Origin of the sequence: Vibrio sp. 2-Bac 85 (genome assembly GCF_037546705.1) — a bacterium.
Lineage (GTDB): Bacteria > Pseudomonadota > Gammaproteobacteria > Enterobacterales > Psychromonadaceae > Psychromonas.
Genome location: NZ_JALAAB010000004.1, coordinates 95,829 through 120,848, shown reverse-complemented (window position 1 = coordinate 120,848; position 25,020 = coordinate 95,829). Strand labels below are relative to the sequence as shown.

The following is a 25,020-nucleotide window of genomic DNA, read 5'->3' as shown; positions in this document are numbered from 1 at the left end:
CGTGCTAACGCAAAATAAAACACTACAAAAAATATCAACACACGAGCACAAGCAATTAACTGACATTCTCAGTACTTTACCCGTTCCACAAAAGCGTTACTTGAAAGCCGCATTAAATACAGCAGTGTTTTGGGTATTTTCTCTCGCTGCTTTTTGTATCCTTTGGTTCGTATCTAGCTTATTACTGGCTAGTTTTAGTCCTTTGGATATCGGAATAAGTAGCCAGTATGCAGCCTTTATATTCCCAACCGCCATCGTATTAGCTGCCATCTTTGCTATTAATTCAACGAGAAAGTGGTTAGCTGAATCAGATAGTTTATATACATTAGTAAATGCAGATATAAAAGCACAACAAGTGTGCAAAGAATCATTTCAAGTGATGGCAGTTAAATGTTTTAAAGAACCAGAACATGGCGGGTTGCTGTATTTTTTATTATTACAATCAAACTCAGATACACAAAGCCCTGATATTAATTGTAAAGCCAATCTGATCAGAGTTATTTATGACTATCAAAGTCAACAGGATCAAATTGATCCTAGTACTTTGCTAAAACCAAGCGATAACATAACGATTATTACTGCACCTCAGTCATTATTAGTACTCGATAATATTTTTGAAGGTGAGCGATTAAGTGATATCAAACACTTCGCTCTAACATTACCACCAGAACATTGGCCAAAACCAGATAGTTGGTTAGATGAAGATTGGCAAGAACTAGAAAATAGATATTCTGCTTAAGAGCATATTTAGATAGCGACCTAGTTGAATAGAGGCTAAGTTAAATAGGGGCTTAATTAAATAGTCTCTTGATTGAATAGTGGATTTATTACGTCTTTCAGTAAAGTAGAAAAATAGAGTGAGTATAAACATCAAGAGGCTCTCCCTTTGAACCTCTGATGTTTTACTCTGAATCTATAACTAAATTCAGAGTAAAACCTTGCTAAACCTTAACGATTTTTATGCAATGGCTGATTGTGCAGGTAATTTGATGATCCGCTTCTCTAATATTTTTAATAGCACACCATAGGCAGGTAGGAATAAACACAAACTAACTAATAGTTTAAACCCATAATCCACCATTGCAATCTCAGGCCAATTTTCAGCCATGAAGCTGTCCGTTGATGCATAGAAGGCGAGTGAGAAGAAGACTAGGGTATCAAGTAGGTTACCTAATAAAGTTGATGCAGTAGGTGCAACCCACCAGCTTTTAGTTAAACGCAGATTTGCAAATACCTTAATATCTAAAAGCTGTCCAAAAAGATACGCAGCAAAACTTGCCCCTGCAATCCTCAATACAAAGCTATTATATTCAGCCAGTGCGTCCATACCTTGAAATACGCCTTGATGGAATAAAACACCGATCACGTAGGACACTATCAATGCGGGTAACATTGCTTTAAAAATGATGCGACGAGCATCTTTCTGACCAAAGATTCTTACTGTTAAATCTGTTGCTAAATATACAAAAGGGAAACTAAATGCGCCCCAAGTTGTATGCCAACCGAATAAAGTAAAAGGTAGCTGAACTAGGTAATTACTAGCACAAACTATAATGATGTGAAATCCAACCAATAGCGTAATAGCACGGCGAATTTGCGTGTTTGAAAGTGATAACATATTGTACCTTTTTATATATGACAACGGGGTGAGGGAACCCGCTTATTATTTATCCCAAATGGGGTCGCATATTATAGGGGGATCTTTTGGCAATACAAGTCCTTTGATGGCATTGATTTTATGTCATCTAAACAAGCGCGTATAATTTTCCACACAACAACGTTATACTGTATATAAACACACTTAAGTGAGTCAATTATGTTTGCTAATAAACCCATTAAGATAGCAAAGGATATTGAAGGCGTACGTCGTAGTGCTTTTTGGCATCTATCCCGTCGAGATCATAGCCAAGCTGAGTTATTAAAAAAATTACAACGTAAAACCGACAATCAAGACTGGATTGATGCAGTCATTAATGAATGCTTAGATTATAATTATCTTGATGATCAACGTTTTACTGAATCTTTTTTACGTAGCTCTCGCAATAAAGGTTATGGTGAAACACGCATTAAACAAGACTTAAAACAGAAAGGGATCAGTGAACGTTTGATTAAACAAACGCTTGATGAAAATGTGTTTAATTATATTGATGCTGCGCAACAACTATTAGACAACAAATATAATGAGGCAATTGTCACTCAGCATCTAAAGCAAAAAGCGATGGGATTTTTACAGGCCAAAGGTCATAATTTTAGTGATATTGCATTAGCCATTGAATCACATAATGAAAACTTTCCAACGCCTAGCTTTAACGATCTTGACGAAGCATGTTTATTACTTTCTAAAAAATTCAGAGTATCTATCGACGATCAAAAGCAAAAGAGTAAAGCGCTACGTCATTTAACTTCTCATGGTTATGACTACGCTAAATCAAACCAAGCGATTAAATTATTTAATGAAAATATAGCGTTAGATGAATAATACTTATCTAAGCAAACTTTATATGAACGACAGACTTTAAAAGAATAGCGACTTCAAACACTGACTATTTATTAACAACACCAGCTTTAAAATACGGAACCTATAATGGCAAAAGCAAAAACAAAAATTTCATATGTATGTAGTGACTGTGGAGCAGACTATACCAAATGGCAAGGTCAATGTGGGGAATGTAAAGCTTGGAACACGATCACTGAATTCCGTGAAGCATCAAGTACCACTAAATCTGTTAATGCAGCTATCAATCGTAGCCAAGCAGGTGGATACGCGGGTGTAACCACCAATGGTGTAAAGCGAATTTCATCGGTACAAGTAGAAAATGCACAACGTGTTTCTACTGGTTTAAGTGAATTAGACCGTGTATTAGGTGATGGTATTACATTAGGTTCAGTGGTATTGATCAGCGGTGATCCGGGTTCAGGCAAAACCACCCTACTCACTAAAGTGGCATCAGTTATGTCACAAACTATGTCCACTTTATATGTCACCGCAGAAGAAAGTTTAAGCCAATGGGCAAAACGCGGTATCGAACGTTTAAACTTAAATTTTAATGAAGATAATTTTTTATTATCAGATACCGATAGTATTGAAGATATTGTTAATCAATGTATCGAAAATAACGTTAAATTCTTAATTGCCGATTCAATCCAAGCATTTGAATCTAGTTCTGTTGATGGTTCAGCTGGCGGCGTAACACAAGTTAAAACCTGTGCAAAAATATTAAACCGATTGTGTAAGCAGCACGGCATAACATTAATTTTAGTTGGCCAGGTGAACAAGAACTCACAAATGGCTGGACCACAAACGCTTAAACATATTATCGACACTGCCATACATATTGAAGTTAATGATGCATCAGTGCGTATTTTACGTGCAGATAAAAACCGTTTTGGTGATACCGAGCAAGTAGGTATTTTTCAAATGACTGAAAAAGGTATGCGCTCCGTTGATAATCCAAGTCGTTTATTTTTATCAGGTAGTGAAGAACATTTTGAAGGTTCTGCTATCTCAGTGATTAAAGATGGCGCTCGAAATTTATTAATCGAAATTCAAGCATTAGCGACTGAAGTTGAAGGTGAAAAATCTATTCGTAACTGTATTGGTGTTTCCTACAGTCGTTTATCATTAATTACCGCCGTATTAAAAAAACACGGCGGCATTCCCACCTATTACGATATTAATATCAGTTTAGTGGGTGGTTTAAAAATGGCTGATTCAGAAACATCAACGGATATGGCGGTGACTGCTGCGTTACTCAGCTCTATTAACTCTAAACCCTTACCTAGCGATGCAGTGTTTATTGGTGAATTAGCCTTAACCGGTGAATTACGTCAAATTCCACAAATTGTACCGCGCGTACGAGAAGCCTTAAGCCATGGTAAAAAACAAATATTCATTCCCTCAGTTGCCTATCATGCATCAATGCAACAGTTTGTTAAAGGTGACCAAAAAATCATAGCACTTAAAAACGTAAAAGAACTTATTGAAGCATTACAGTGATTTATCCTATGTAAATGACGATAAAGTAAATGACAATGAAGTAAATCAAATAAGATCTATCAAACAAAATATATTAACGCCAAGTAAGGTTAAATAATGGTAAGTGCGCAATTATTACAAGACCATCAACATCTTTTCAAACCTGAGCAAGGACAAGTGCTCGATTTAGCCTGTGGTAAAGGCCAAAATGGTCTAGCTTTAAAGCAACATAACATTGATATGTTGTTTGCCGATATTCAACAAGTGTATCTAGATCATATAGTTACACATAAAAATGTCGAACAGAGTAATGTTTGGTGTGCTGACTTTGAATCTGAAACACAAATTGATGCAATCAAACTCAGTAAAATGCAATTGCAAGGTGTGATAGTTTTTAGGTACTTACATCGACCATTATTTGATGCGCTAAAAAAATCAGTTAAACCCGGTGGTTTTGTCATTTATGAAACATTCACTAAACAAAACAAACAGTTTGGGCGTCCAAATAGCGACCAATTTTTATTAAAAGAAGGTGAACTCAAATCACTTTTTAAAGATTGGGAAATATTATTTTATTTTGAAGGCATCAAGCACAATCCTGACCGAGCGATTGCACAGATTGTTTGTCGGAAACCTTAATACTTTCATAAAAGTAAATTAATAGTTATCAATTGAAATTACTAAAAATTAAAATAGCTAAAAAGCATAAACAGTCGGGCATAGACTTGTCTGCTACTACCTATGCTTTATCAGGTAGTAGCTTGTACAGCTAGGTTTTTTATACATGGTTTTTATAGCTAGCACTTATATAAACGCTTTATCGCATTAACTTTTATACTGCAACTCTACTAATTCAATAAACCGTGATAACTCATTTCTCGATAAATTATTAATACCCGCAGCGGCAGCCCGACCCCCTCCAGTTTCAAATTGACTACAAATATCACCAGCACCTTGTTTATTATTAAGCGGCGCTCTAAGTGAAACGAGATAATTTTTGTCTGAGTTCTCAGTTAATACGGCAAAGGCACTATCAGGTTGTTGATTGGCTAATAAATTACCGAAAACACCACTAATTCGGCGAGACCAAGCTTGGTCTGGTAATTCAAAAATACTTAATAATGCTGAGCTGTATTGCGATGAAATCGCTAATGCCTTATCAAGATCTTCTTGGTAAGCAGATTGCAGCTTGGAAAATGGTGAGTTTGGATCAGCTATCACATCAAAGGGAGAGGAGTAATTTAACAGCAAACGGTATAACTCAGCAGGATCATAATGCAGATCCAATAACTGGCTACCATAACCATTATAATTAATTAACGTACCTAACTCTTGTAATTGTGCTCTTTGCTGTTGACCATAACCTGCAGCTATTGCAAGCTGATCTGCTTTAGCAATTAAGTTATCTCCGTAGGCTGCGCAAATAGCCCAACTATGGAATTGCCCCTGTAAATGCTGATCAATTATCAAAGCAGTACAAGTATTTGCATCGAGATCTATTAGGGCAGTTAAGTTTTTATTGCCAGGAATATCACCGCAACGGTGATGATCCGCATAAAACACATCATGCCCTTTATTTAACATTTCAATTAAAGAGGCACTATTCTTCTCCATTGAAATATCCAACACTGTGACAGTATCCTGTGCTGCTATTTCAATCTTTTTCAATAATTGAATATCCCTTTTAACACCGGTCACCAAGGTTGCGGGTATAGGATTACTAAGGCGCAATTGAATTAAAGATATAATGCCATCTGCATCACCATTAAAGACATCATAATGCATTATAAATACTCATTTTCTTTCAAGTAATCAATTACTTGTTGAGCGCAGGCTTGTATAGATTTTTGATCAGTTTGCACATGTATTTCAGGATTAACGGGTTTTTCATAGGCACTATCAATACCCGTGAAGTTTTTTATCTCACCTGCACGTGCTTTTTTATATAAACCTTTTGGGTCACGTGACTCACACACCGCTAATGGAGTATCGATAAACACTTCAATAAACTGACCTTCAGGTAACTGTGAACGAACCATTTCGCGGTCGGCAACAAAGGGTGAAATAAAAGCCGTTGACACTAATAACCCCGCATCAGCAAATAACGTAGCAACTTCACCTACTCGGCGGATATTTTCCACGCGATCTTTATCTGAAAAACCCAGGTCGCCATTCAAACCATGGCGTACATTATCACCATCTAATACGTAAGTTTTAGCTTGATGCTGAAACAACATCAAATCCACTGCATTAGCAACTGTTGACTTGCCTGATCCACTTAACCCGGTAAACCACAACACTGCGGCTTTATGGCCATTTAAGTGACAATGATCTTGATGAGAGACGCTTGCTTGATGCCAAACTACATCCGATGATTTTTCGCCATCAACATCTTTTTCTATATAGGGGTTGTTCATATTAATTCTCTCTTAATGTTTTTAAACTTCAGTCTTATATCTTATTTAGAGATGCTGAAAATAAATGAGTAAGTTTTTAAAATAATTACAAGCCAAATACAAACACAATGGCAGTCACACAGGTGATGCTGTAAACAATGCTAACAGGCACACCTATCTTGATAAAATCATTCAGCTTATATTGTCCGGCGTTAAATACCATTAAATTAGTTTGATATCCATAAGGGCTAATAAAGCTAGCACTCGCTCCAAAAGCAACTGCCATAATAAAGGCAATCGGATTCGCGTCAATACTAGTAGCAAGGCCATAAGCAATTGGGAAAATTAATGCTGCAGCTGCGTTGTTGGTCACTAATTCAGTTAGCAATAATGTCAGCGCATAAACAACAATTAAAGCTACTAACGGACTAAATAAGTACGAATTTTCACTCATCACTTGATTAAATACTTCGATCACACCACTGTTTTGTAGTGCATATGACAATACAATAGCAGAAGATATGATCAACCAAATGTCAGTTGGAAAACGCCTTAGTAACTCATTGGTTGTTACACATCCACAGAGCAATAAAACACCAAGTAGTAATAATACGGTTTTAAACAAAGGAAGAATACCCATCGCAGCTAAAGCAATAGCAACAATAAACCCTACAATCGCTAATATTTCTTTTTTACCCGACAAACGAGAATCTAACTCTACGTCTGACAGGAGTATAAAGTTTTTACGGATATTTCGACGAGACTTAAAATCTTCACCCACCGCTAAAACTAAAAAATCACCAGGTTTAATTTTTAGTTTACCGATTTTACCAGATACTTTTTCACCATCTCGTTTGATGGCCACAACCGCGGCATCAAACAAAGAACGGAAGCCGACTGATTTTAAGGTGTTACCATTTAAAATACTTTCAGAACGAACAACGACTTCTCGTAAATTCCCTAATGGTAAGCCACTATTTTCGGCAAAAATAGATAAACCATCAAATAAACGTAATTGACTCACTTTCGATATATCGCCACTGAAAATTAATTTATCATTAGCCTGTATCACTTCATTGGGAGTGATGGCCGTTAGCTGTGAATCCCCACGCATTATTTCGACTAGGAATAAAGACTGTAAATGACGTAATCCATTTTGATCAATACTTTTACCGACCAAACTAGACTCAGGGCTAACCTTTGCTTCAATAAAGTAAGACTGGGCTTTACTGCTTTTTATTTTGTGATTAGGTAACAGTGAACGGCAAAAATATAGCGTAATCCCACAAGTAATAACCAGTGCTAACCCTACCAATGTAAAATCAAAAAAACCAAGTGAAGGTAAATTAGCATCTAAGACTAAACTATTAACAATCAAGTTGGTTGAGGTACCTACTAACGTTAAAGTCCCCCCTAGAATAGCTGCATAAGATAGTGGTATTAATAACTTACTGGCGGAATGATTAGGGTTGTTGCGAATGGGTGCTAGCATGGTTGATACAACGGCAGTGTTGTTAAGAAAGGCAGATGATACAACGGTAAAACTAAATAAACGTAACCATGTTGCACTGTAATTGGGTCGAATCACCTTCATGGCAACTAAACGTAATAATCGAGTTTTTTCAAGGGCAATAGAACATAACATTAATAATATTAATGTCAGTAAACCTTGATTGGAGAGACTTTTAATAACTTGGTCTGTGCTGACCATTTGCGTGGAGAAGAGAGATAACAATGCCACACCAAACACTAAACTTGGGCGTTGTTGAAATTTAATTAAACCGATGATGGTAAAAATGAAAACGGCAAGTACAAAATAAGATTGGAATGTCATGAATACGCCATCAATGAGGCGTGTTCAGAAGTCAGGGTAAACTGTCAACTGAACACTTTCTAGTGTGTTACCCTTTCAGGATATCTTTTGCTTCCCAATGCGGGAAATGCTTACGAACGAGGGTATTGAATTCGACTTCAAAATCACTGTAAGCAGTTTTAGGAGAAACTTTAGCGTCAAGTGGTCGTTTAATCATACCAGCACCAACAGTACCATTGGTTAAACGGTCAATAATGATGAATGCACCCGTTGCTCTGTTTTCTGAGTAAGCATCAAATTGAACTTCTTTTGCAACTTCAAAATTACAGCTACCAATTTCATTTAAAGCCAATTGTGTAGTAGGCTTCTGCTCAATCGTATTAACATCTGTTTGATAATTAATTGAAGTAGCACAACCAACCGTCGCATTACTACCTACTTTAATGATGTATTCACGGTCCACTTTTAGTGACGTTTCATCCATCCAAACAACATCTGCTTCAAAAGTTTTAGTCGACTGAGGCTTTTCATGTGGACGAACAATCATGTCACCACGGCTGATATCAATTTCATCTTCAAGTGTTAGCGTAATCGCCATACCTTGGTAAGCAACATCTAAGTTACCGTCAAACGTAACAATCTCTTTTACTTTGCTTTGTTTACCTGAAGGAAGTGCTTCAATCGTATCACCAATACGGATTTCACCTGACGCAATGGTACCTGCAAAACCACGGAAATCTAAGTTTGGACGATTTACATATTGCACACCTAAACGGAATTGATCATTTGCATTGCTGCTAATTTCAACTGTATTAAGTAAACGTAATAATGGAGAGCCTGGATACCAAGGCATATTTTCACTTTGGTTTACTACATTGTCACCTTTAAGTGCTGAAATAGGTACAAAACGAACATCTGTAATATTTAATTGCTTAGCAAACTCGCGGTAATCCGCTTTGATTTTTTTGTATACTTCCTGATCGTAATCCACTGCATCCATTTTATTGATAGCAATAACAACATGCTTAATACCCAATAAAGAACAAATGTAAGAATGACGACGTGTTTGAACTTGCACACCGTGGCGCGCATCAATCAGAATAATCGCTAAGTCACAAGTAGATGCACCAGTCGCCATGTTACGCGTATATTGTTCATGTCCAGGTGTATCTGCAATAATGAATTTGCGTTGTTCGGTTGCAAAGTAACGGTATGCAACATCAATGGTAATACCTTGCTCTCGCTCTGATTGTAAACCGTCTACTAATAACGCTAGGTCAAAAGTATTGTCAGTGGTATTGAATTTTTTAGAATCTTTTTCAATGGCAGCCATGTGATCTTCAAAGATCATCTTGCTGTCATATAATAAACGGCCAATTAATGTTGATTTACCGTCATCTACGCTGCCACAAGTAATAAAGCGCATCATGTCTTTGTTCTCATGAACGCGTAAGTATTCTTCGATGTCCGATGCGATTAGATTTGTATCGTTAGTCATTTTTTTTCCTTAACTCTTTATAGGACAGGGTTATTTAAGCAATGGCCTAAAAGTAACCTTCCATTTTTTTCTTTTCCATCGAACCAGCAGAATCGTTATCGATTACTCGCCCTTGACGCTCAGATGTTGTTGTTAACAGCATCTCTTGAATGATTTCTGGTAATGTTTTCGCTTCAGATTCGATTGCACCCGTTAATGGGTAACATCCTAATGTACGGAAGCGCACATTTTTCATCTGAGGTACTTCACCTTCTTCAAGTGGCATACGCTCATCATCCACCATAATTAAAGAACCATCACGTTCAACAACAGGACGCGGTGCAGAGAAATACAAAGGCACCATTTCAATTTGTTCTTGGTAGATGTATTGCCAAATATCAAGCTCAGTCCAGTTAGAAAGAGGGAAAACACGAATACTTTCACCACGGTCTACTTTAGAGTTATAAATATTCCATAATTCTGGACGTTGATTTTTAGGATCCCAACGATGTTTCTTGTCACGGAAAGAATAAACACGTTCTTTGGCACGAGACTTCTCTTCATCACGACGAGCGCCGCCAAAGGCGGCATCAAAACCATAATGGTCTAGTGCTTGCTTAAGACCTTGTGTTTTCATCACATCAGTGTGCTTTGCAGAACCATGAGTAAATGGTCCCATACCCATCGCAATGCCTTCAGGATTTTTATGAACTAATAAATCGAAATCATATTTTTTTGAAAGATTATCACGAAATTCAATCATTTCTTTGAATTTCCAATCTGTATCAACATGTAATAGAGGAAAAGGGATTTTGCCTGGGTAGAATGCTTTACGCGCAAGGTGTAATAAAACAGATGAATCTTTACCAATCGAATATAACATAACCGGGTTATCAAATTCAGCGGCTACTTCACGCATAATTTGAATTGATTCAGCCTCAAGAGCCTTAAGGTGAGTTAGTCTTTTATTGTTCATGTGTTTCCTTACAAAGTCACAGGATATAAATAATTGAAGCTATTATGCAGAGTTATTCTATAAATATGCAGTAATAAATTCAAATAGAATATAGAAAATAGTTATAAGAGTAAAAAATTATGCAATTTATTGAAACTATTTTAGTTTTTCATTGCAGGTAATAGCATATACGATTTAAAAAAGATTGTGTTTTGTAAAACAGTTAGCTACCTAATATCATTAACGGTAAGGATAATAATTGGTCACCCGTTTTTGCAAAGTAAAAAATAATACCCACTAATCCAGCTACGGTCAGTAAATACCAAGCGGTTGAAAAGATCTGACCATAACGGTCTAAAGGTAATAAATGACTGTTAAACCTTGCTCTCCATTCAAAGATGATTTCCACACTCCCGATCAAAAGCATAAAACCTAATAAAGCTAACCCCAATGCGTAACTAATGAAAACACCGGCAGCAGCGCCTACAACACAGGCTAATAACCCCACTTTGCTATTCATTGAAAAACTAATGCTTTTTAAAATATGTCCACCATCTAACGGTAAAATAGGTAGTAAATTAAATAGGTTCAAAAGTGCATTAAATGCCGCCAGCCCTGCAAAAAACGTACTATCCGTTAGCCAGTAGATGATCACACAAACAATCGACATGATCAGGCCAAAAGTTGGCCCCATAATAGATATCACCACATCTTGCCAGCGGGTATTAATTTTTTCATCGGAAACCGCAAGTCCGCCAACAAAAGGGATTAAATAGATACCTTTTGTTTTCATTCCAAAGTATTGCATTGCTCGTATGTGCCCGTACTCATGAAACACTAAACAGGCGATCAATGCAGCTGCGAATTGAAAAGAAAAGAACCAACTGTATGCCGCGATACTTGCGCCAGCGAGCACGACTTTAATCAGTTTTGCACTCTTAAATAATTTCAGTGCTAAAGAGCCTATTCCTATCAGGCTTAACTTTTTCGGGTCGGCAACCACTTTAACCGGAGTTTGTTGTTCAATATCTTTTTCATTACGCGAAGCTTGGGCCACAAGCTGTTGATCAACATAAAACGAATAACTTACTAAAAAAGGCTGCCAAACAACGTCAACATCTAACTGGCAGGTAATAATACGCACACTAGATTGGTCTGATTCATTGTCTGATTGGGCAGCATCGAATATCTCGTCATTTGGGCTTGCCTTATCCAAAGACAACTGGTCTTGTGTTGTTTCTTTAGTAGCTCTATGCTGACGCATTTCAAATTGGTGTGAACGTTTGCCCTGTGCAAATTCACTAGCACTAATTTGCGAAACAATTTGTTCGCCCCAATACAATTGTTGCCACCCTGCCATCGATGCTTCGAGTCTTAATGTTTTTCCAAAATGTGTTAATTGCAATAATTCCATTATTTTTCCTTTTAAAGTCAGCGCGATTATGCCAGAAATAAAAACAACAACCTATAGGCGTTCATCTTCATTGGGTAAAAATACACAAGCTATAAAGGCAAAAAATCGTCACTATTTGTCACTATCAATTATTAACTTAACCCGTATACTAAGCGTTTTTAGTTCCACCATTTCATGATAAGAGAGAAGCACCATGACTGAAAACACAGCCGCATTAGAAAAATTCCAAGATGACGTTAAAGAAAGTCAACTTTTATGGGCTCTGCAAGACAAAGCGAGTGGTGATTGGGTTGTGATGGACTCAATGAATTACGAAGAAACTGAAGTAATGCCATTATGGTCTTCTGAAGCTCTTGCAAAAATACATTGTATTGAAGAATGGGATGATTATGTACCAGCATCTATCCCACTTGCTGAGTGGTTCGAATTTTGGCTTGAAGACTTGGTTGAAGACGATGTGATTGTTGGTCTTAACTGGGTAGGTGATGAAGATGATATCGAGTTAGGTTTGTCTGAATTTACAGAATCACTAGGTCAAATCGAAGCGCTATAGTTTACTATTTTGGATATGCTAGCTGTAGCGGCTAGCATAAAATATCTAATAAAAAGTATTTACTATAAGACTTTAAATATAAAATCTTATAGTTAGAACAATAGACAGCTAGTAAAAAATAGATGCAGTGCCATATAATAAGCAAGCACGCTTAAACAAAGCACTGAAATTTTAAATAAACCGATACAATAAGTCGCACTATTAAGCCAATGCTTTGATAGCCAAACAAACTATTGTTTCCGCTTATATCCCCATTTAACACGTTCAAATGTGACTACATAAAAGTTATGGTTATAAAGTTATGTCAGAAAATAAAACAACATCAGTAACAGATTCGACAACGCGCACTATTATTGCCCTCACTAATCCGAAAAGCTCATCTAATGTTGGTGGCGCAATGCGTGCAGCAGGCTGTTATGACGCCCAAAAAGTCGTTTATTCCGGTGATAGATTTAATCGTGCAGTGCGTTTAGCGGCAGATACACAAAAAGTTCATGAAATAGTGCCTCTAGTACATTATGAAGACTTATTAACTGCCTTAGAGCCAGGCATGAAATTAGTTTGCGTTGATTTGATTGAAGGTGCAATCCCGTTACCAAATTTTGAGCACCCAGAAAATGCGATGTATTTATTTGGTCCTGAAGATGGCACCATTAAGCAACAGGTGATTAATAAAGCCGATGCCGTGGTGTACATTCCAACCATAGGTTGTATGAATTTAGCTGCCTCAGTCAACGTAGTGTTATACGATAAATTAGCTAAATCCCAACAACATCAATTAGATAACGATTTAATTAAAAAAAGTCGTGATAGAAACAATAAGATTAAAGTAAAAGAATTAAAGTATCAAAAGAATGCAATAAAAGAAGCAAAAAGACTTGAGCTAGAAAAGTTAAACGCCAGCAATTAAGCCATTTGATTCTTTTTCTGTTTAATTTTTTATCAGTTAGCATTGCTATATTATCGTCTCTTGCACTGACTGGGAATGGCTACTAATAATCAGCCCGTTACAATGACAATCAACCTGACAAAGCCTATTTCCACAAAGTAATAAGCATTGTCAGACATTACCATTTGAATAGCCTCGTATCTTTCAATGTTGAATCTGCCAAATGCATTTCAAACATTAGATTACACGAGCTTAAATCGTCTACTTAGCAAAGCCGCCGAGTGGTTTTAATAGTAATGGAGAAAGTGCCGCATGTTTATCTCGAAGTGCCTGTGGCAAATCACCTAAATGTACCATTCTGGTTGGTGTCGCAGCTGCAATCCAACGTTCAGCGTGGTCATTCCAGTTTTCAATGTGAATATAAGCGGCTTCCAGATCTTTGAAACGCTCATAAACTAAAATGTCACCATCATCGGACATGTAATACTGGTAATTCAATGTACCCTCTTCTGCTTTAGCCCTGTCAACTTGCGAGTTCATTACTGCTTTAAAAGCCTCTAATTGCCCTTCGTTTAATTTTGCTTCTACAATCCAACCAAAGTTCTCAAAACTAGTATTGCCATCTTTTTCAATAAGACTGCTTTCAGCTTGTTCACGAGCAAAACCGCCGAAGGGTTTTAACCATAGAGGCGAAAGAACTGCATGACGTTCTCTAACGTCATCGGGCAAATCACCTAAATGCACCATACGTGTAGCAGGAGCAGCAGCCAACCATCGCTCTGCATGAGCATCCCAGTTTTCAATATGTTCGTGTGAAGAATCAGCATCAGCAAACCTTTCATATACCATAATGTCACCATCATCAGACATATAATACTGATAATTTAAGGTACCTTTTTCTGTGAGAGCTCTATTGACTTGAGAGTTCATTACCGCTTTGAATTGTTCTAACTGCCCTGCATTTAACTTTGCTTCTACTATCCAACCAAAATTCTTAAACATATTTTTTCCTTACTTATTAGATATTGAGTTCAACGATTAAGTGCAATGGAGTTACTCTAAACACTGCTTTTAAGCGTTTCACAACTTGAAATAAAGTTTAATCCTTTAAGTAATGTTTTATAATAACGATAAAATTGAATCAGTTTATAAAATATATTGATAATTAAAGTGCATTATATGGTGTCATTCCTAAAACAGATAAAACAAAACATTATGAACAGCTTAACCTTCGCTATAAAAATAAAACCTAGAACCTAGAACCTAGAATCAAGAATCAAGAATCAAGAAATACTGACATATCGAAATATAGAAAAATAAGTAACAAACAAAGCCAGCCCTTCTAGATAAAAAATTATGTAATAAAACACAGTTTATGAGTGACTAAGATCACATTAAGATTTAACATACGCGCTTTATTACATCATTACTTTTAACATTCTATCAATTGAGTTCACGATCAGTGCTCCTGTTAATAGATGAGTGTCATAAGTAAGCATCCCTGCAAGGATATTCATGACTTTTTCTAACACAACACAACCACTAAATAGAACTGCAATTATGTTCGTATTGGCGTTAGGGACCTTTATTTTAGGGCTAACCGAATTCTCTATGATGCCAATGCTGCCTTTAATCAGTGAAACCTTTAATGTTACCCCGACACAATCTGGTTACGCTATTAGTGCTTATGCAATGGGCGTTGTAGTAGGCGCTCCTATCTTAATGTTAACCACTGCTAACATGCGTAAACGTAAAGCATTACTTATATTCTTAACATTAATGTTTATTGCCAACGGATTAAGTGCCCTGTCAAATTCGTTAAATCAATTAATATTTTTTCGTTTTCTAAGTGGCTTGCCGCACGGTGCATATTTTGGGGCCGCAATTCTGTTGGCTGCAGATATTGCCCCAAAGGGAAAACGCGCCTCTTTTATGTCTAAAATATTTATGGGATTAACCATTGCAACCATTGTTGGCGTACCATTAGTCACGTTAGTTGGACAAAACCTAAGCTGGCGTTACTGCCTAGGTGGTGCATCCGTTTTATCACTGATTGCGTTATTATTTGTCTATAAAGTAGTACCTAACATCGACAACAATAAACCGTCTAACTTGATCAATGAATTCAGTGTATTAAAAGATAAATTAGTATGGTCGATTCTAGGTATTGTGATCATTGGTTTTGGTGGCGTATTTTGTATTTATACCTACATTGCTGATACGATACTAGATGTTACTCAATCACCTGCTTACACTATTTCGATTGCAATGGTTATGTTCGGTATCGGTTGTACTTTAGGCAATTATTTCTTAGGTAAAGCGGCAGACGTTTCTGCTATCAAAGCCACTGGCTTAAGCTTAATTTGCGCGATTATATTTGCTATCGCCTACGTCAACGCTAGTCATAATATTTGGCAGTTATACGCCATTATTTTCTTAATTGGTTGCAGTATTGGTTTAGCTACTTTGATTCAAACATTATTAATGGACGTATCACCCGATGGGCATGCCATGATTGGCGCACTAGTTCAATGTGCATTTAATGTGGCGAATGCTATCGGACCTTGGGTAGGTGGAATGGCCATTGCACAGGGTGCACAACCCAACCAAACTGGTTATGTTGCTGCTGTCTTATTTTTTGGTGGCTTTATAATGTGGGCATTAAGTTACATGCAATTAAATACTAAAAACAAACTAGCAGTTGCAATTTAGGATTAATACTTCGCACTATTTGGTATTAAGACTTCGTATAACAGAGTTGGTTTACCTGCCAACTCTGTATTTATGTAAACATTGCTTATCTTTGATCGAGTTTTAATCTTAAAAAACATATCTCCACCTTTTATAAGTAAGAAAGTTATTAACAAGAAAGCCTTTGGAATTAAGCTTATATTAAACTCGTCTTGAATTTTTTAGCGATCAAATTATTTAATTAACTTTGAAATATAGGGAATGTTACGAAACTTATTCTGCCAAGGTAAACCATACCCCACCAGCAAATCATCATTATCCATTTCGACAGCGTAGTATTGTTCAACTGGAATCAAAACTCGCCCCGGTTTAACGAAAAGTGTAGCAATCGATAAAGAGCTAAGTTCAAAATTATCTGTTAGAAATTGGCAAATTCGTTTCATGGTGCCGCCGGACTCAATGGCATCATCAATCAATACAACATGTTGATTTTTTGTATTAATATTATGATGAAATATAATCTCTGAGCTATTATTTCTATCACCCGGTGTATGTAAACAGGAAATATAATCCATACTAATATCAAACTTTAATTCACGAACTAAATCAGCTGTAAATATTATACCCCCAGGTATCACGGTAATAATAACCACGTTTTGATTATTAAATTTTTGATTCAATTGCAACGCAACGTTACTCACGCCCCGTTTAATCTGCTCAGTATCAAGTACGCATTCACCAATATGTAATGTGTTCATTGCTTTTCCTTCACTATGGCTTAAACAGCTGTTTATAATTATATATTGCCTTACAAACAGCGGATCCGCTAACACAGCAAACTCTTTCAAACACAAAAATTCAAGAAATTATTAATAGTTTTGATATTCAAGAAGCAATGATGGCAGGAACTTAGAACAAGCCGTTAGTGTTTTTTGAATCAGACGTCACTACTTGTAATACATCCCAGTGTTCTACTATTTTGCCATTATGGTCAAATCTAAAAATATCGATTCCAGCATAATCTTGAGAGCTAGGCCACAGTTGGTGACAATGAAGTACTACTAAGTCATTTTCGGCGATCACACGTTTAAAATAGGTATGCTTTTCCGGATATTCTTTAGCCATGCGTTCAAAGTATTCAATGAATGCTTCCTTACCATTTCCAACATGCGGGTTATGCTGGATATATTCATCACCAGCATACAATTCAATCGCTTCACGTGGTTTACATTGATTAAACATCATGTCATAAAACGCTTGAGCATTACTTTTATTTTGCTGTAACTGATCTGCCATATTACATTCCTCTAAAAAATTTTAATGAATAATCATACATCAGCGTAAAAGATAGGAAAGGTTTAAAAGTTCCATTATAAATGGTGGAATACGCCTTAATAACAATTAATTGCAGAACAATATTGTAATTATTTTACGAACAGCTCTAATGTTCATGCATTGATAGTAAGCCTAAATATTTTTGTTAAAAAAAGAGGCACAATTTGTTACTAAAATAACTTAAAAATTAACATTTATTCAAATAAAAAATGTAAACTCAAAAATATAAACTGAATAAAACGTAAAAAAATAAATAACGTGGTAATAAGGTTAATAAAGCATGCGAGACATCGTGAAATTGCCACATCCCGACAGTAGAACGATTATTCAAGCAACTTTTTTTATTTCTTGTAATCAAGTGATAATTTATAAATCAATAAATAATGAGTAAACAATGATAACTTTTATTTACACACTAATTCCCATAATAGCGCTTATTATTCTTGGATTTATTTTAAAACGCACTAAATTCTTACCTGAAGATACTTGGCCAGGTATAGAAAAACTCACCTATTTTATCCTGTTTCCAGCGCTCCTAATTAGAACACTTGGCCAGCAATCTATTACAGGTATGCCTTGGGCTTCAATGCTATTAGTTATATTTGGTACCTTAACGGTTTCTGCAATTTTATTAATACTGTTGCGTCCTAAACTAACAGAAGACAACGCAAACTTTACATCAGTGTTCCAAGGTGGTATTCGCTTCAATACCTACATCGCCTTTGCTGTTGCGCAAAGCTTGTATGGGGCAACGGGTGTGGCAATGAGCTCAGTTGCAGCAGGATTTATGATCGTATTGATTAACCTTTGGTGTATATCGATTTTTGTTATTTGGGGAAAAACATCGATCACAGGCACGTTACAATTTATAAAATCAATTATGTTTAATCCACTGATTATCGGTTGCACTATTGGTTGGTTTTTAAGTTTAAGTGGTATCGGTGTTCCGAGTATTGCTGGAGATATCCTAGAGATAGTAGGACGAGCTGCTTTACCTTTTGGGCTATTAGCCGTTGGAGCAGCTTTAAAACTAGAATCTATTCATGGTCACTTCAAAGCGATTGTGTGCTCATCACTGATACAGTTCGGGTTAAAGCCATTAATAGCAGTCGCACTGATAACCTATACCGGTCTAAATGGCGTTGCCGCAGCCGTTTTACTTATTGCGTTTATAACGCCCACCGCTCCCTCTTCTTATATATTAGCTCGCCAATTAGGAGGAGATATCGAATCAATGGCTTCCATTATTACAATGCAAACCTTACTCGCGTTTATTCTTATGCCATTGTTAGGCATGTTGTTACTTTAAATAATCGAGGAGAAGTAAACGGTATAAAAAGTTTATTGGTTTGGGTATTGGAAACTGTCGGAGTTACGATATAAAAATCGTTGATTAGCCGACATAGCTGGTTACTGAACCATATATCATTAACACTACACCTAGGATTTGAATTTTCACTCCCCCTATAGAAACATCTATAAATTTTCTTTCAATATTGTTTAAAGTTTTGTTAGTATCATCTAACCTTTTATTTAATTGTTCTTCTTTTTTATTAATATTTAACTTTAATTCCTCATGGTTTTTAGCTACTTTAGTTTCTAATGAATTTATTTTATTTTGAAGATATAAGATTTGATCTTCTACTGATTTTGGCATTCCACCATCGGTTGCTGATAAAGTACTCGCAAATCCATTCATTAAAATCCCAGAAATATTAGACACCTGACTTCTTTTTCTTAAGGGGAACTCTTTTAAATAAGAAACAAAGTCCTGTGCTAAGGATGCTCCACTTAGAATTCCAATTGTTGAATCAATTGAATATAGAATCAAAAGCCCTCCAACTAATTGAGTTATTAAAGCAATAACGTTATTTACTTCGTGAAGATCAATTTCTAAATATGCAACTGCTCCATAATGCATACAACATAAACTAAAATACAATGAAATGGCCATGCCCTCCAAATCCATTTAAGTATATTTATTAGTTTCATTAATTTCATTAATTTCACCTTAGAAGCTGTATAATAATTTATTTTCAACTTACTTAAGTTGCAAGTACAAAAAGTTACATTTAATTGAGATTCTATCAGTTATTCACTTTACAACAACTAGTTGATTAGACTATACATATGGTTTAGTGCGGAACAATTATGAAAGAAGAAACTGTCGGACAACAATAAATTTTTATAATAACTAGATTAATCTATATATGTCCAAAAATAACTGACACCATAATTCCGTACCAAAATACGGAATTACATATTTTACATAACTAACGGCATGAAAAGCGTGTTTATTATTACAAATGTTCCTCTGCAAACTCAGCTAAACGGCTACGGATCACGCCATTAAGGTAGATATTTGCACTGCCTTCGAATTGTTTAAAACGCTCAACGATATAGGTTAAACCTGAAGTGACTGGGGTTAAATAATTGCTGTCGATTTGTGCTAAATTACCTGAGCATACAATTTTAGTGCCCTCTCCACAGCGAGTGATAATAGTTTTAAGTTGCGAGGCGGTTAGGTTTTGGCATTCATCGAGTAAAACAAAACTATTTTGAATGCTTCGACCACGCATAAAATTGACCGACTTAAATTGTATATTTGCCTTATCCATTATGTAGTTAACTGAGCTTGTACTGCAATTATCATTTTTATGTAATACTTCCAAGGTATCGGTAACAGAGGCTAACCATGGCATCATTTTTTCTTCTTCGGTCCCAGGTAAAAAACCGATATTTTCAGCCACATCGGGTGTATTACGTGTAACAATTATTTTGTCATATTGCTTCTTTTCGATAACGAGTTCTAACGCTGCAGCGACAGCCAAAAGTGTCTTACCACACCCCGCTGGTCCAGTTAAAATGACTAAATCCACGGTTGGATCTAGCAGAGCATTAAGCGCCATGCCTTGATAAATATTTTTTGGATTAACTCCCCATGCTTGCTGTCCCATTAAACGGTCATAACCAATATCTAATAACTCAATATTATGTTTAAGATGATCCGTCACTTTACCAACAAATTGATACTTCTCATCGACAATATATTGGTTCGGATAGGGATCATTTATTTTATCAGAGGTTAATTGATGGTAGGTATCCTCACCACGATTGAATGTTTCACATTTTTTTATATTGTCCCAAAAAGTACCTTCCACTTGCTGATAGCCTTTGCTCAACAAATGGACATCTTCAATTAATTGATCGGTTCTATAATCTTCGACACATTTAAGTCCCGCCCCTTTTGCTTTGAGTCGCATGTTGATGTCTTTGGTCACTAACACGACTTTGGCAGGCGCTTTACTTTGTTGCAGATATAATGCGGCATTAATAATGCGATTATCCGGCTCATCTTCACTGAAAGCTTCCTGCATAAATGAAGCATGGTGGTCAGCAAAAATAGAAATGACTCCGCCTAATAACATTCCTTTGTGGTCAATTGGTACACCTTGCGTAATTTGCTCTGAGCTTGCATCTTGAAACAATTTTTCTAAGCAACGAATCGCAACACGAGCATCACGACTGACATCTTTTTGTCGATCTTTAATACGGTCTAACTCTTCTAAAACCGTCATCGGAATAACAACATTGTGTTCTTCAAAGGAATAAATAGCTAAAGGTTCATGTAATAAAACGTTCGTATCGAGTAGGTAGTATTTACGCGCAACGTCTGTCATAGTTTGCTCCTTAGGTAAGTGAACTTTTATATAAACAGCTCAGGATGACACTTTTATGACGGAGTCATTAACGACAATAAATTATTGTTACTTCTAATAATTTGCAATTTTCGACATTTAAATCAAAAAATCTGTTTCGTAAATGTTTATGCTGGGTATAATTAAGTTATTAATATAAATCATTAATTTCTTAATTGATTTTAACGAATAGCTCTATTTGTTATTATGTAACTGTCATTAAGTATATAAATCAAAAGGTGTCATAAATGAGTAACGTTCTAGAATTAGTAAAAAATACACGCCGTAAAAATAAATTAAAACGCGAAATCATTGATAACGAAAAGAAAATCCGTGATAACCGTAAACGTGTTGATCTATTAACAAACTTAGCTGAATACATCACTCCTAGCATGACGCACGAAGATATTGTGAATATCATCAAGAATATGCAGTCTGATTACGAAGATCGTGTTGATGACCACATCATCACAGGTGCTGAATTATCTAAAGAACGCCGTGAAGTGAATAAAAAAATTAATTCATTCAAGCGTCCTGAACCAACTAAATAAATAATAGTTTGTTGGTGTGACTAGAAAAAAGATAGCTTAGCTATCTTTTTTCATTTCTAGCGAAGCAAATTGAGTGCTTTCAGTGCTCAATGTGTTGTTGCTCCCTAATCATTAAATATGAATATGTTAACTATTTATTTCAAAATGGTGGCTGAAGTTATTTATGCTAATCTAAGATTTAATAAACTTTATAATGTTGCCCTTACCTAACAAGGTCTACTCAGTGGATACATTTATTTCAAATTTACATGCCTTAAAAACTGATCATATTGATTTATGGTCTATTGACCCTACCAAGTTGTGTCAACAATCAATCACATTTTTAACTAGTCTGTTAACAACAGAAGAATCTGAAAAATTATTAAAATATAAGCATAAAGAAGCTCAACATACTGCCTTAATTACACGCTCATTATGCCGCTTAGTCTTATCCCACTATACAAACTGTTCGCCCGCCGCATTACAATTTGTCCGTAATTCACAGGGTAAACCTGCCCTAGTTAATAACAACAATGATATACATTTTAATCTAAGCCATAATAATCAACTCATTATTATGGCTGTATGTGCTGGGGATGAAGTTGGTTGTGATATTGAAGATCCGATGCGTAAAGTTAATATAGCAACGATAACCAAACGTTATTTTGCAACACAAGAACTTAAACAGTTAAGTGAATTAACAGGAGTGGAACAACAGCAACAATTTTTTAGATGTTGGACATTGAAAGAAGCTTTCGTTAAAGCAACGGGTGTAGGGATTAGTTTGGGTTTAGATACATTTTATTTTAGCTTTACCAGCACCACCACAGGTAACCAAAGTGATCCATCAAAATCAGTGGCTAAAAAAACTAAACAATTGAATTTAAAGGATAACATTGCAATACATTTCAATTCACATTATCCATTGAGCAAAGATGCGCCATGGCAGTTTTATCACACTTTTTTTAAACAACAAACCATGTCAATCTGTCGTGCGAGTAAACTTAATCAAACTATTATTTATCGCGATGCGACTTCATTACTTGGCATTTAACTATTACCTATGGGCAAGTAGCTATGAATCAGCAGCTATGATTAAACTCATTAATAAACGTAATAAGAATGCAATACGCTAATGTATCGTTATTACGTTAATGATATAAATTCCACTGCGGCCGTATAATTACTAGGTCCAAGTTCAGTCACACGAATTAATTTAGCTTCTGCATCAAGTGGAGGGAAACGTTCGTCACCAGTGTTCAATTGAATATGCACCATATCATCGGTTTTTAGCAACTCAGCAGAAAAAGAAATACGCATTCCGGTACTACTTAAATCGATACAAAGCCCTTCATGTTCAATCTCATCTTTGGTGATCTTAATAGGTAAGTTAAGTTCCATTCTATGAAATGATCGTTGATCATTTTGTGCAAAATACATATTTGTCTCCTTTATAAAATCACAAAATTACCTATAAACTATAATTTCGCAAGTTTAATCCATGGTGTTTGGGAGAAAGATAACATTGATATAATTTTTTACCTATAAAGTGAGATCAACGAAAAAGTTTACGCATTGAATCAGCATTAAAAACCTTGATCACACTTTGTTTAATAAATTAATAATCGCTAAGGGTAATGGTTGAAGTTGTTTACTTTTATCCAAGCAGACCATTTCAATATCACCAATCACAGCTGGTCTAATTGCATTAGGTCGCCAAACTTCCTGACGCCATACCGTTTTATATTTACCTTCAATCTCAAAGTGAGTGCGAATATCACAGATTTCAGCAAACTCTACCCCATCTTGAAAAATCATATTAGCTTTGTAAACAGCAAAGCCGATCCCTTGTTCATTCCATAGCCTATTAAGCACTTGACTATCAATCACGTGTTCACGAGCACGCTCAAAATACTTTAAAAAGTTTGGGTGATACACCACGCCAGAGTGGTCGGTGTCTTCATAATAAATTTGTACTGCATGATGGTAGGTTTTATTGCTCATAAAATGATTAACTTATTTTGTCTAATAATTGGTCACTGGCGGTTTCTAACAAATCTAACACTAATTCGAACCCTTGCTCGCCACCATAATAGGGGTCGGGTATTTCAATTTCATCAACTTCGGCCATGCTCAAGAATAGATCCACTTTAGTTTTAAATTGTAATGGACAACGCGCTAATAAATCGCATTTGTTTTGTTCATCTGCAGCTAAAATATAATCAAAGTGAACAAAGTCTTCAGCTTTAACAGGACGAGAAGTGATCCCTCGAAAGCTGTATCCACGCTTCTCCCCTGCCGCTTTGGCCCTACTATCTGGGCCTTTACCTTGATGATAATCAATGGTGCCCGCCGAATCGACTTCAATATCAATACCACGCAATTTAGCTTTCGCCCGAAGCACTGCTTCAGCTGTTGGAGAGCGACAGATATTACCTAAACAGACTATTAATATTTTCTTCATTATGCACCTCTAAAAACCACCTAATATGTAATTTCAATAAATCTTATTTAATTAACTATGTACATGGTTTTTGAATAAGCTTTATTAACTCACTAATTGATACATACCTTGGTATTCAAAATCTTCAACACTTAAATCCGGTGTTTTATAGTGTTGCTGACATGCTGATAATAAGGTCTTAGTACGTGCTGAAAACCCATTGCTTAATAAACTTAAAACTTGTTGATATACTTTTTGTTTAAAAGCTAAACGGTTGATAACAATACCACTTAGGTTATCACTACTGACATCGAACTCAAGCCCACAACTCACTGATAATGCCCATTCGATCGCTTGAGGCATGATTTCAACTTTTTCAAATTCAGCTTGGCGTTGTTGATCACGGCCATCGGGTTCATACCAGTAACCATAATCAAGGTGTAACCGACGTTTGTCGCCAGCAACTAACCAATGTGCTATCTCATGAAGAGCACTTGAAAAATAACCATGGGCAAAAATAATTTGATGGTAACCACACTGTTCATTAGCGGGTTGGTACAGTGGCTCATTTCCACCTAGTACTAATTTAGTCTGGTGAGAATTGTAAAAAGTTTGATTAAAGATATTAATGATATCTTCGCTTGAAAAGGCTTCATTCAATAACTTAGGCATACACTAAAAATTCTCGTTCAATTGTATGTGACCTCAATAATACTCAATAATGTTCTATAAAAATAAAGCGCAAGTGTGTTCATAAACGCCTGTATTTTCCTATCATTGATGAGATTCATTAATAAAAGGGTAAAAGGGTAAAAGGATAAAATGTCCAAACTTAGCTATCAAGATAAAG

The 25,020-nt window shown here is 36.0% G+C and carries 26 protein-coding genes; 10 read left to right on the top strand and 16 right to left on the bottom strand.

All coding sequences use genetic code 11. The features are described 5' to 3' along the window. Position 1 precedes the first annotated feature (1 nt). On the top strand, positions 2-739 hold the full coding sequence (locus tag MT390_RS06315; protein ID WP_499440191.1) for a hypothetical protein: 738 nt from the start codon (positions 2-4) through the stop codon (positions 737-739). 219 nt (positions 740-958) lie between these two features. On the opposite strand, the gene MT390_RS06310 is transcribed toward MT390_RS06315, so the two are convergent. Continuing rightward, on the bottom strand, positions 959-1,618 hold the full coding sequence (locus MT390_RS06310; protein WP_499440189.1) for a 7-cyano-7-deazaguanine/7-aminomethyl-7-deazaguanine transporter: 660 nt from the start codon (positions 1,616-1,618) through the stop codon (positions 959-961). 198 nt (positions 1,619-1,816) lie between these two features. On the opposite strand from MT390_RS06310, the gene MT390_RS06305 reads away from it, so the two are divergent. The 3 genes from MT390_RS06305 to MT390_RS06295 all read left to right on the top strand — a co-directional run bounded on the left by MT390_RS06305 (position 1,817) and on the right by MT390_RS06295 (position 4,615). Beyond that, a complete protein-coding gene (locus MT390_RS06305; RefSeq protein WP_166369200.1) occupies positions 1,817-2,479 on the top strand; it encodes a regulatory protein RecX in 663 nt (220 codons plus the stop codon). A 105-nt stretch (positions 2,480-2,584) separates the two neighbouring features. Beyond that, positions 2,585-3,997, top strand: a complete 1,413-nt coding sequence (gene radA / locus MT390_RS06300; protein ID WP_499440187.1) for a DNA repair protein RadA — start codon at positions 2,585-2,587, stop codon at positions 3,995-3,997. 96 nt (positions 3,998-4,093) lie between these two features. After that, positions 4,094-4,615, top strand: coding sequence for a class I SAM-dependent methyltransferase (locus tag MT390_RS06295; protein ID WP_499440185.1), 522 nt, complete (start codon positions 4,094-4,096; stop codon positions 4,613-4,615). A 186-nt stretch (positions 4,616-4,801) separates the two neighbouring features. Here MT390_RS06295 and MT390_RS06290 read toward each other — a convergent pair whose 3' ends face one another. From MT390_RS06290 to MT390_RS06265, 6 genes are all read right to left on the bottom strand, one after another. After that, positions 4,802-5,761, bottom strand: coding sequence for a DHH family phosphoesterase (locus MT390_RS06290; RefSeq protein WP_499440184.1), 960 nt, complete (start codon positions 5,759-5,761; stop codon positions 4,802-4,804). Then, positions 5,761-6,393: an adenylyl-sulfate kinase gene (gene cysC, locus MT390_RS06285; RefSeq protein WP_166369192.1), complete on the bottom strand. Its 633-nt coding sequence runs from the start codon at positions 6,391-6,393 to the stop codon at positions 5,761-5,763. Before cysC ends, MT390_RS06290 begins: the two co-directional genes overlap by 1 nt. Positions 6,394-6,478: 85 nt before the next feature. Continuing rightward, positions 6,479-8,206 (bottom strand): SLC13 family permease, encoded by a 1,728-nt coding sequence (locus MT390_RS06280; protein WP_499440182.1) that lies wholly within the window; start codon positions 8,204-8,206, stop codon positions 6,479-6,481. Between the two features lie 67 nt (positions 8,207-8,273). Next, the gene (cysN, locus tag MT390_RS06275) at positions 8,274-9,683 is read right to left on the bottom strand and encodes a sulfate adenylyltransferase subunit CysN (RefSeq protein ID WP_166369188.1); all 1,410 of its coding nucleotides are present in this window, start codon (positions 9,681-9,683) and stop codon (positions 8,274-8,276) included. A gap of 46 nt (positions 9,684-9,729) precedes the next feature. Next, positions 9,730-10,638: a sulfate adenylyltransferase subunit CysD gene (cysD, locus tag MT390_RS06270; RefSeq protein ID WP_166369186.1), complete on the bottom strand. Its 909-nt coding sequence runs from the start codon at positions 10,636-10,638 to the stop codon at positions 9,730-9,732. Positions 10,639-10,840: 202 nt separating this feature from the next. After that, positions 10,841-12,031, bottom strand: coding sequence for a site-2 protease family protein (locus MT390_RS06265; RefSeq protein ID WP_499440180.1), 1,191 nt, complete (start codon positions 12,029-12,031; stop codon positions 10,841-10,843). 193 nt (positions 12,032-12,224) lie between these two features. On the opposite strand from MT390_RS06265, the gene MT390_RS06260 reads away from it, so the two are divergent. Continuing rightward, entirely contained in the window at positions 12,225-12,584 is a 360-nt protein-coding gene (locus tag MT390_RS06260; protein WP_166369182.1) for a DUF2750 domain-containing protein, read from the top strand. A gap of 301 nt (positions 12,585-12,885) precedes the next feature. Continuing rightward, positions 12,886-13,494, top strand: coding sequence for an RNA methyltransferase (locus MT390_RS06255; protein WP_166369180.1), 609 nt, complete (start codon positions 12,886-12,888; stop codon positions 13,492-13,494). Positions 13,495-13,734: 240 nt separating this feature from the next. Here the strand turns inward: MT390_RS06255 and MT390_RS06250 are convergent, their stop codons facing one another. Further along, positions 13,735-14,475: a putative quinol monooxygenase gene (locus tag MT390_RS06250; RefSeq protein ID WP_166369178.1), complete on the bottom strand. Its 741-nt coding sequence runs from the start codon at positions 14,473-14,475 to the stop codon at positions 13,735-13,737. 513 nt (positions 14,476-14,988) lie between these two features. Here MT390_RS06250 and MT390_RS06245 point away from each other — a divergent pair. Next, positions 14,989-16,185, top strand: coding sequence for an MFS transporter (locus MT390_RS06245; protein WP_499440179.1), 1,197 nt, complete (start codon positions 14,989-14,991; stop codon positions 16,183-16,185). Positions 16,186-16,397: 212 nt separating this feature from the next. Here MT390_RS06245 and MT390_RS06240 read toward each other — a convergent pair whose 3' ends face one another. Both MT390_RS06240 and MT390_RS06235 read right to left on the bottom strand, forming a co-directional pair. Beyond that, positions 16,398-16,922, bottom strand: a complete 525-nt coding sequence (locus tag MT390_RS06240; RefSeq protein ID WP_499440178.1) for a phosphoribosyltransferase — start codon at positions 16,920-16,922, stop codon at positions 16,398-16,400. A 151-nt stretch (positions 16,923-17,073) separates the two neighbouring features. Beyond that, positions 17,074-17,460, bottom strand: a complete 387-nt coding sequence (locus tag MT390_RS06235; RefSeq protein ID WP_499440177.1) for a nuclear transport factor 2 family protein — start codon at positions 17,458-17,460, stop codon at positions 17,074-17,076. Positions 17,461-17,893: 433 nt separating this feature from the next. On the opposite strand from MT390_RS06235, the gene MT390_RS06230 reads away from it, so the two are divergent. Then, a complete protein-coding gene (locus MT390_RS06230) occupies positions 17,894-18,808 on the top strand; it encodes an AEC family transporter (RefSeq protein WP_499440175.1) in 915 nt (304 codons plus the stop codon). An 84-nt stretch (positions 18,809-18,892) separates the two neighbouring features. Here MT390_RS06230 and MT390_RS06225 read toward each other — a convergent pair whose 3' ends face one another. Continuing rightward, positions 18,893-19,453, bottom strand: a complete 561-nt coding sequence (locus MT390_RS06225; RefSeq protein WP_499440174.1) for a hypothetical protein — start codon at positions 19,451-19,453, stop codon at positions 18,893-18,895. 346 nt (positions 19,454-19,799) lie between these two features. Then, positions 19,800-21,179 carry a PhoH family protein gene (locus MT390_RS06220; protein WP_166369168.1) on the bottom strand — a complete coding sequence of 460 codons (1,380 nt, stop codon included), beginning with the start codon at positions 21,177-21,179 and terminating at the stop codon, positions 19,800-19,802. A 266-nt stretch (positions 21,180-21,445) separates the two neighbouring features. On the opposite strand from MT390_RS06220, the gene MT390_RS06215 reads away from it, so the two are divergent. Together MT390_RS06215 and MT390_RS06210 are read left to right on the top strand one after the other, a co-directional pair. Further along, positions 21,446-21,748 (top strand): DUF496 family protein, encoded by a 303-nt coding sequence (locus MT390_RS06215; protein ID WP_166369166.1) that lies wholly within the window; start codon positions 21,446-21,448, stop codon positions 21,746-21,748. A 223-nt stretch (positions 21,749-21,971) separates the two neighbouring features. Continuing rightward, the gene (locus MT390_RS06210; protein WP_499440173.1) at positions 21,972-22,781 is read left to right on the top strand and encodes a 4'-phosphopantetheinyl transferase family protein; all 810 of its coding nucleotides are present in this window, start codon (positions 21,972-21,974) and stop codon (positions 22,779-22,781) included. A gap of 92 nt (positions 22,782-22,873) precedes the next feature. Here MT390_RS06210 and MT390_RS06205 read toward each other — a convergent pair whose 3' ends face one another. The 4 genes from MT390_RS06205 to MT390_RS06190 form a co-directional block, all read right to left on the bottom strand. Beyond that, positions 22,874-23,167, bottom strand: a complete 294-nt coding sequence (locus tag MT390_RS06205; RefSeq protein WP_166369162.1) for a PilZ domain-containing protein — start codon at positions 23,165-23,167, stop codon at positions 22,874-22,876. A 159-nt stretch (positions 23,168-23,326) separates the two neighbouring features. After that, positions 23,327-23,731, bottom strand: a complete 405-nt coding sequence (locus MT390_RS06200; protein WP_499440172.1) for an acyl-CoA thioesterase — start codon at positions 23,729-23,731, stop codon at positions 23,327-23,329. Positions 23,732-23,738: 7 nt separating this feature from the next. Further along, on the bottom strand, positions 23,739-24,191 hold the full coding sequence (locus tag MT390_RS06195) for a low molecular weight protein-tyrosine-phosphatase (RefSeq protein WP_166369158.1): 453 nt from the start codon (positions 24,189-24,191) through the stop codon (positions 23,739-23,741). Between the two features lie 84 nt (positions 24,192-24,275). Beyond that, on the bottom strand, positions 24,276-24,842 hold the full coding sequence (locus MT390_RS06190; RefSeq protein WP_499440171.1) for an elongation factor P hydroxylase: 567 nt from the start codon (positions 24,840-24,842) through the stop codon (positions 24,276-24,278). Positions 24,843-25,020 lie beyond the last annotated feature (178 nt).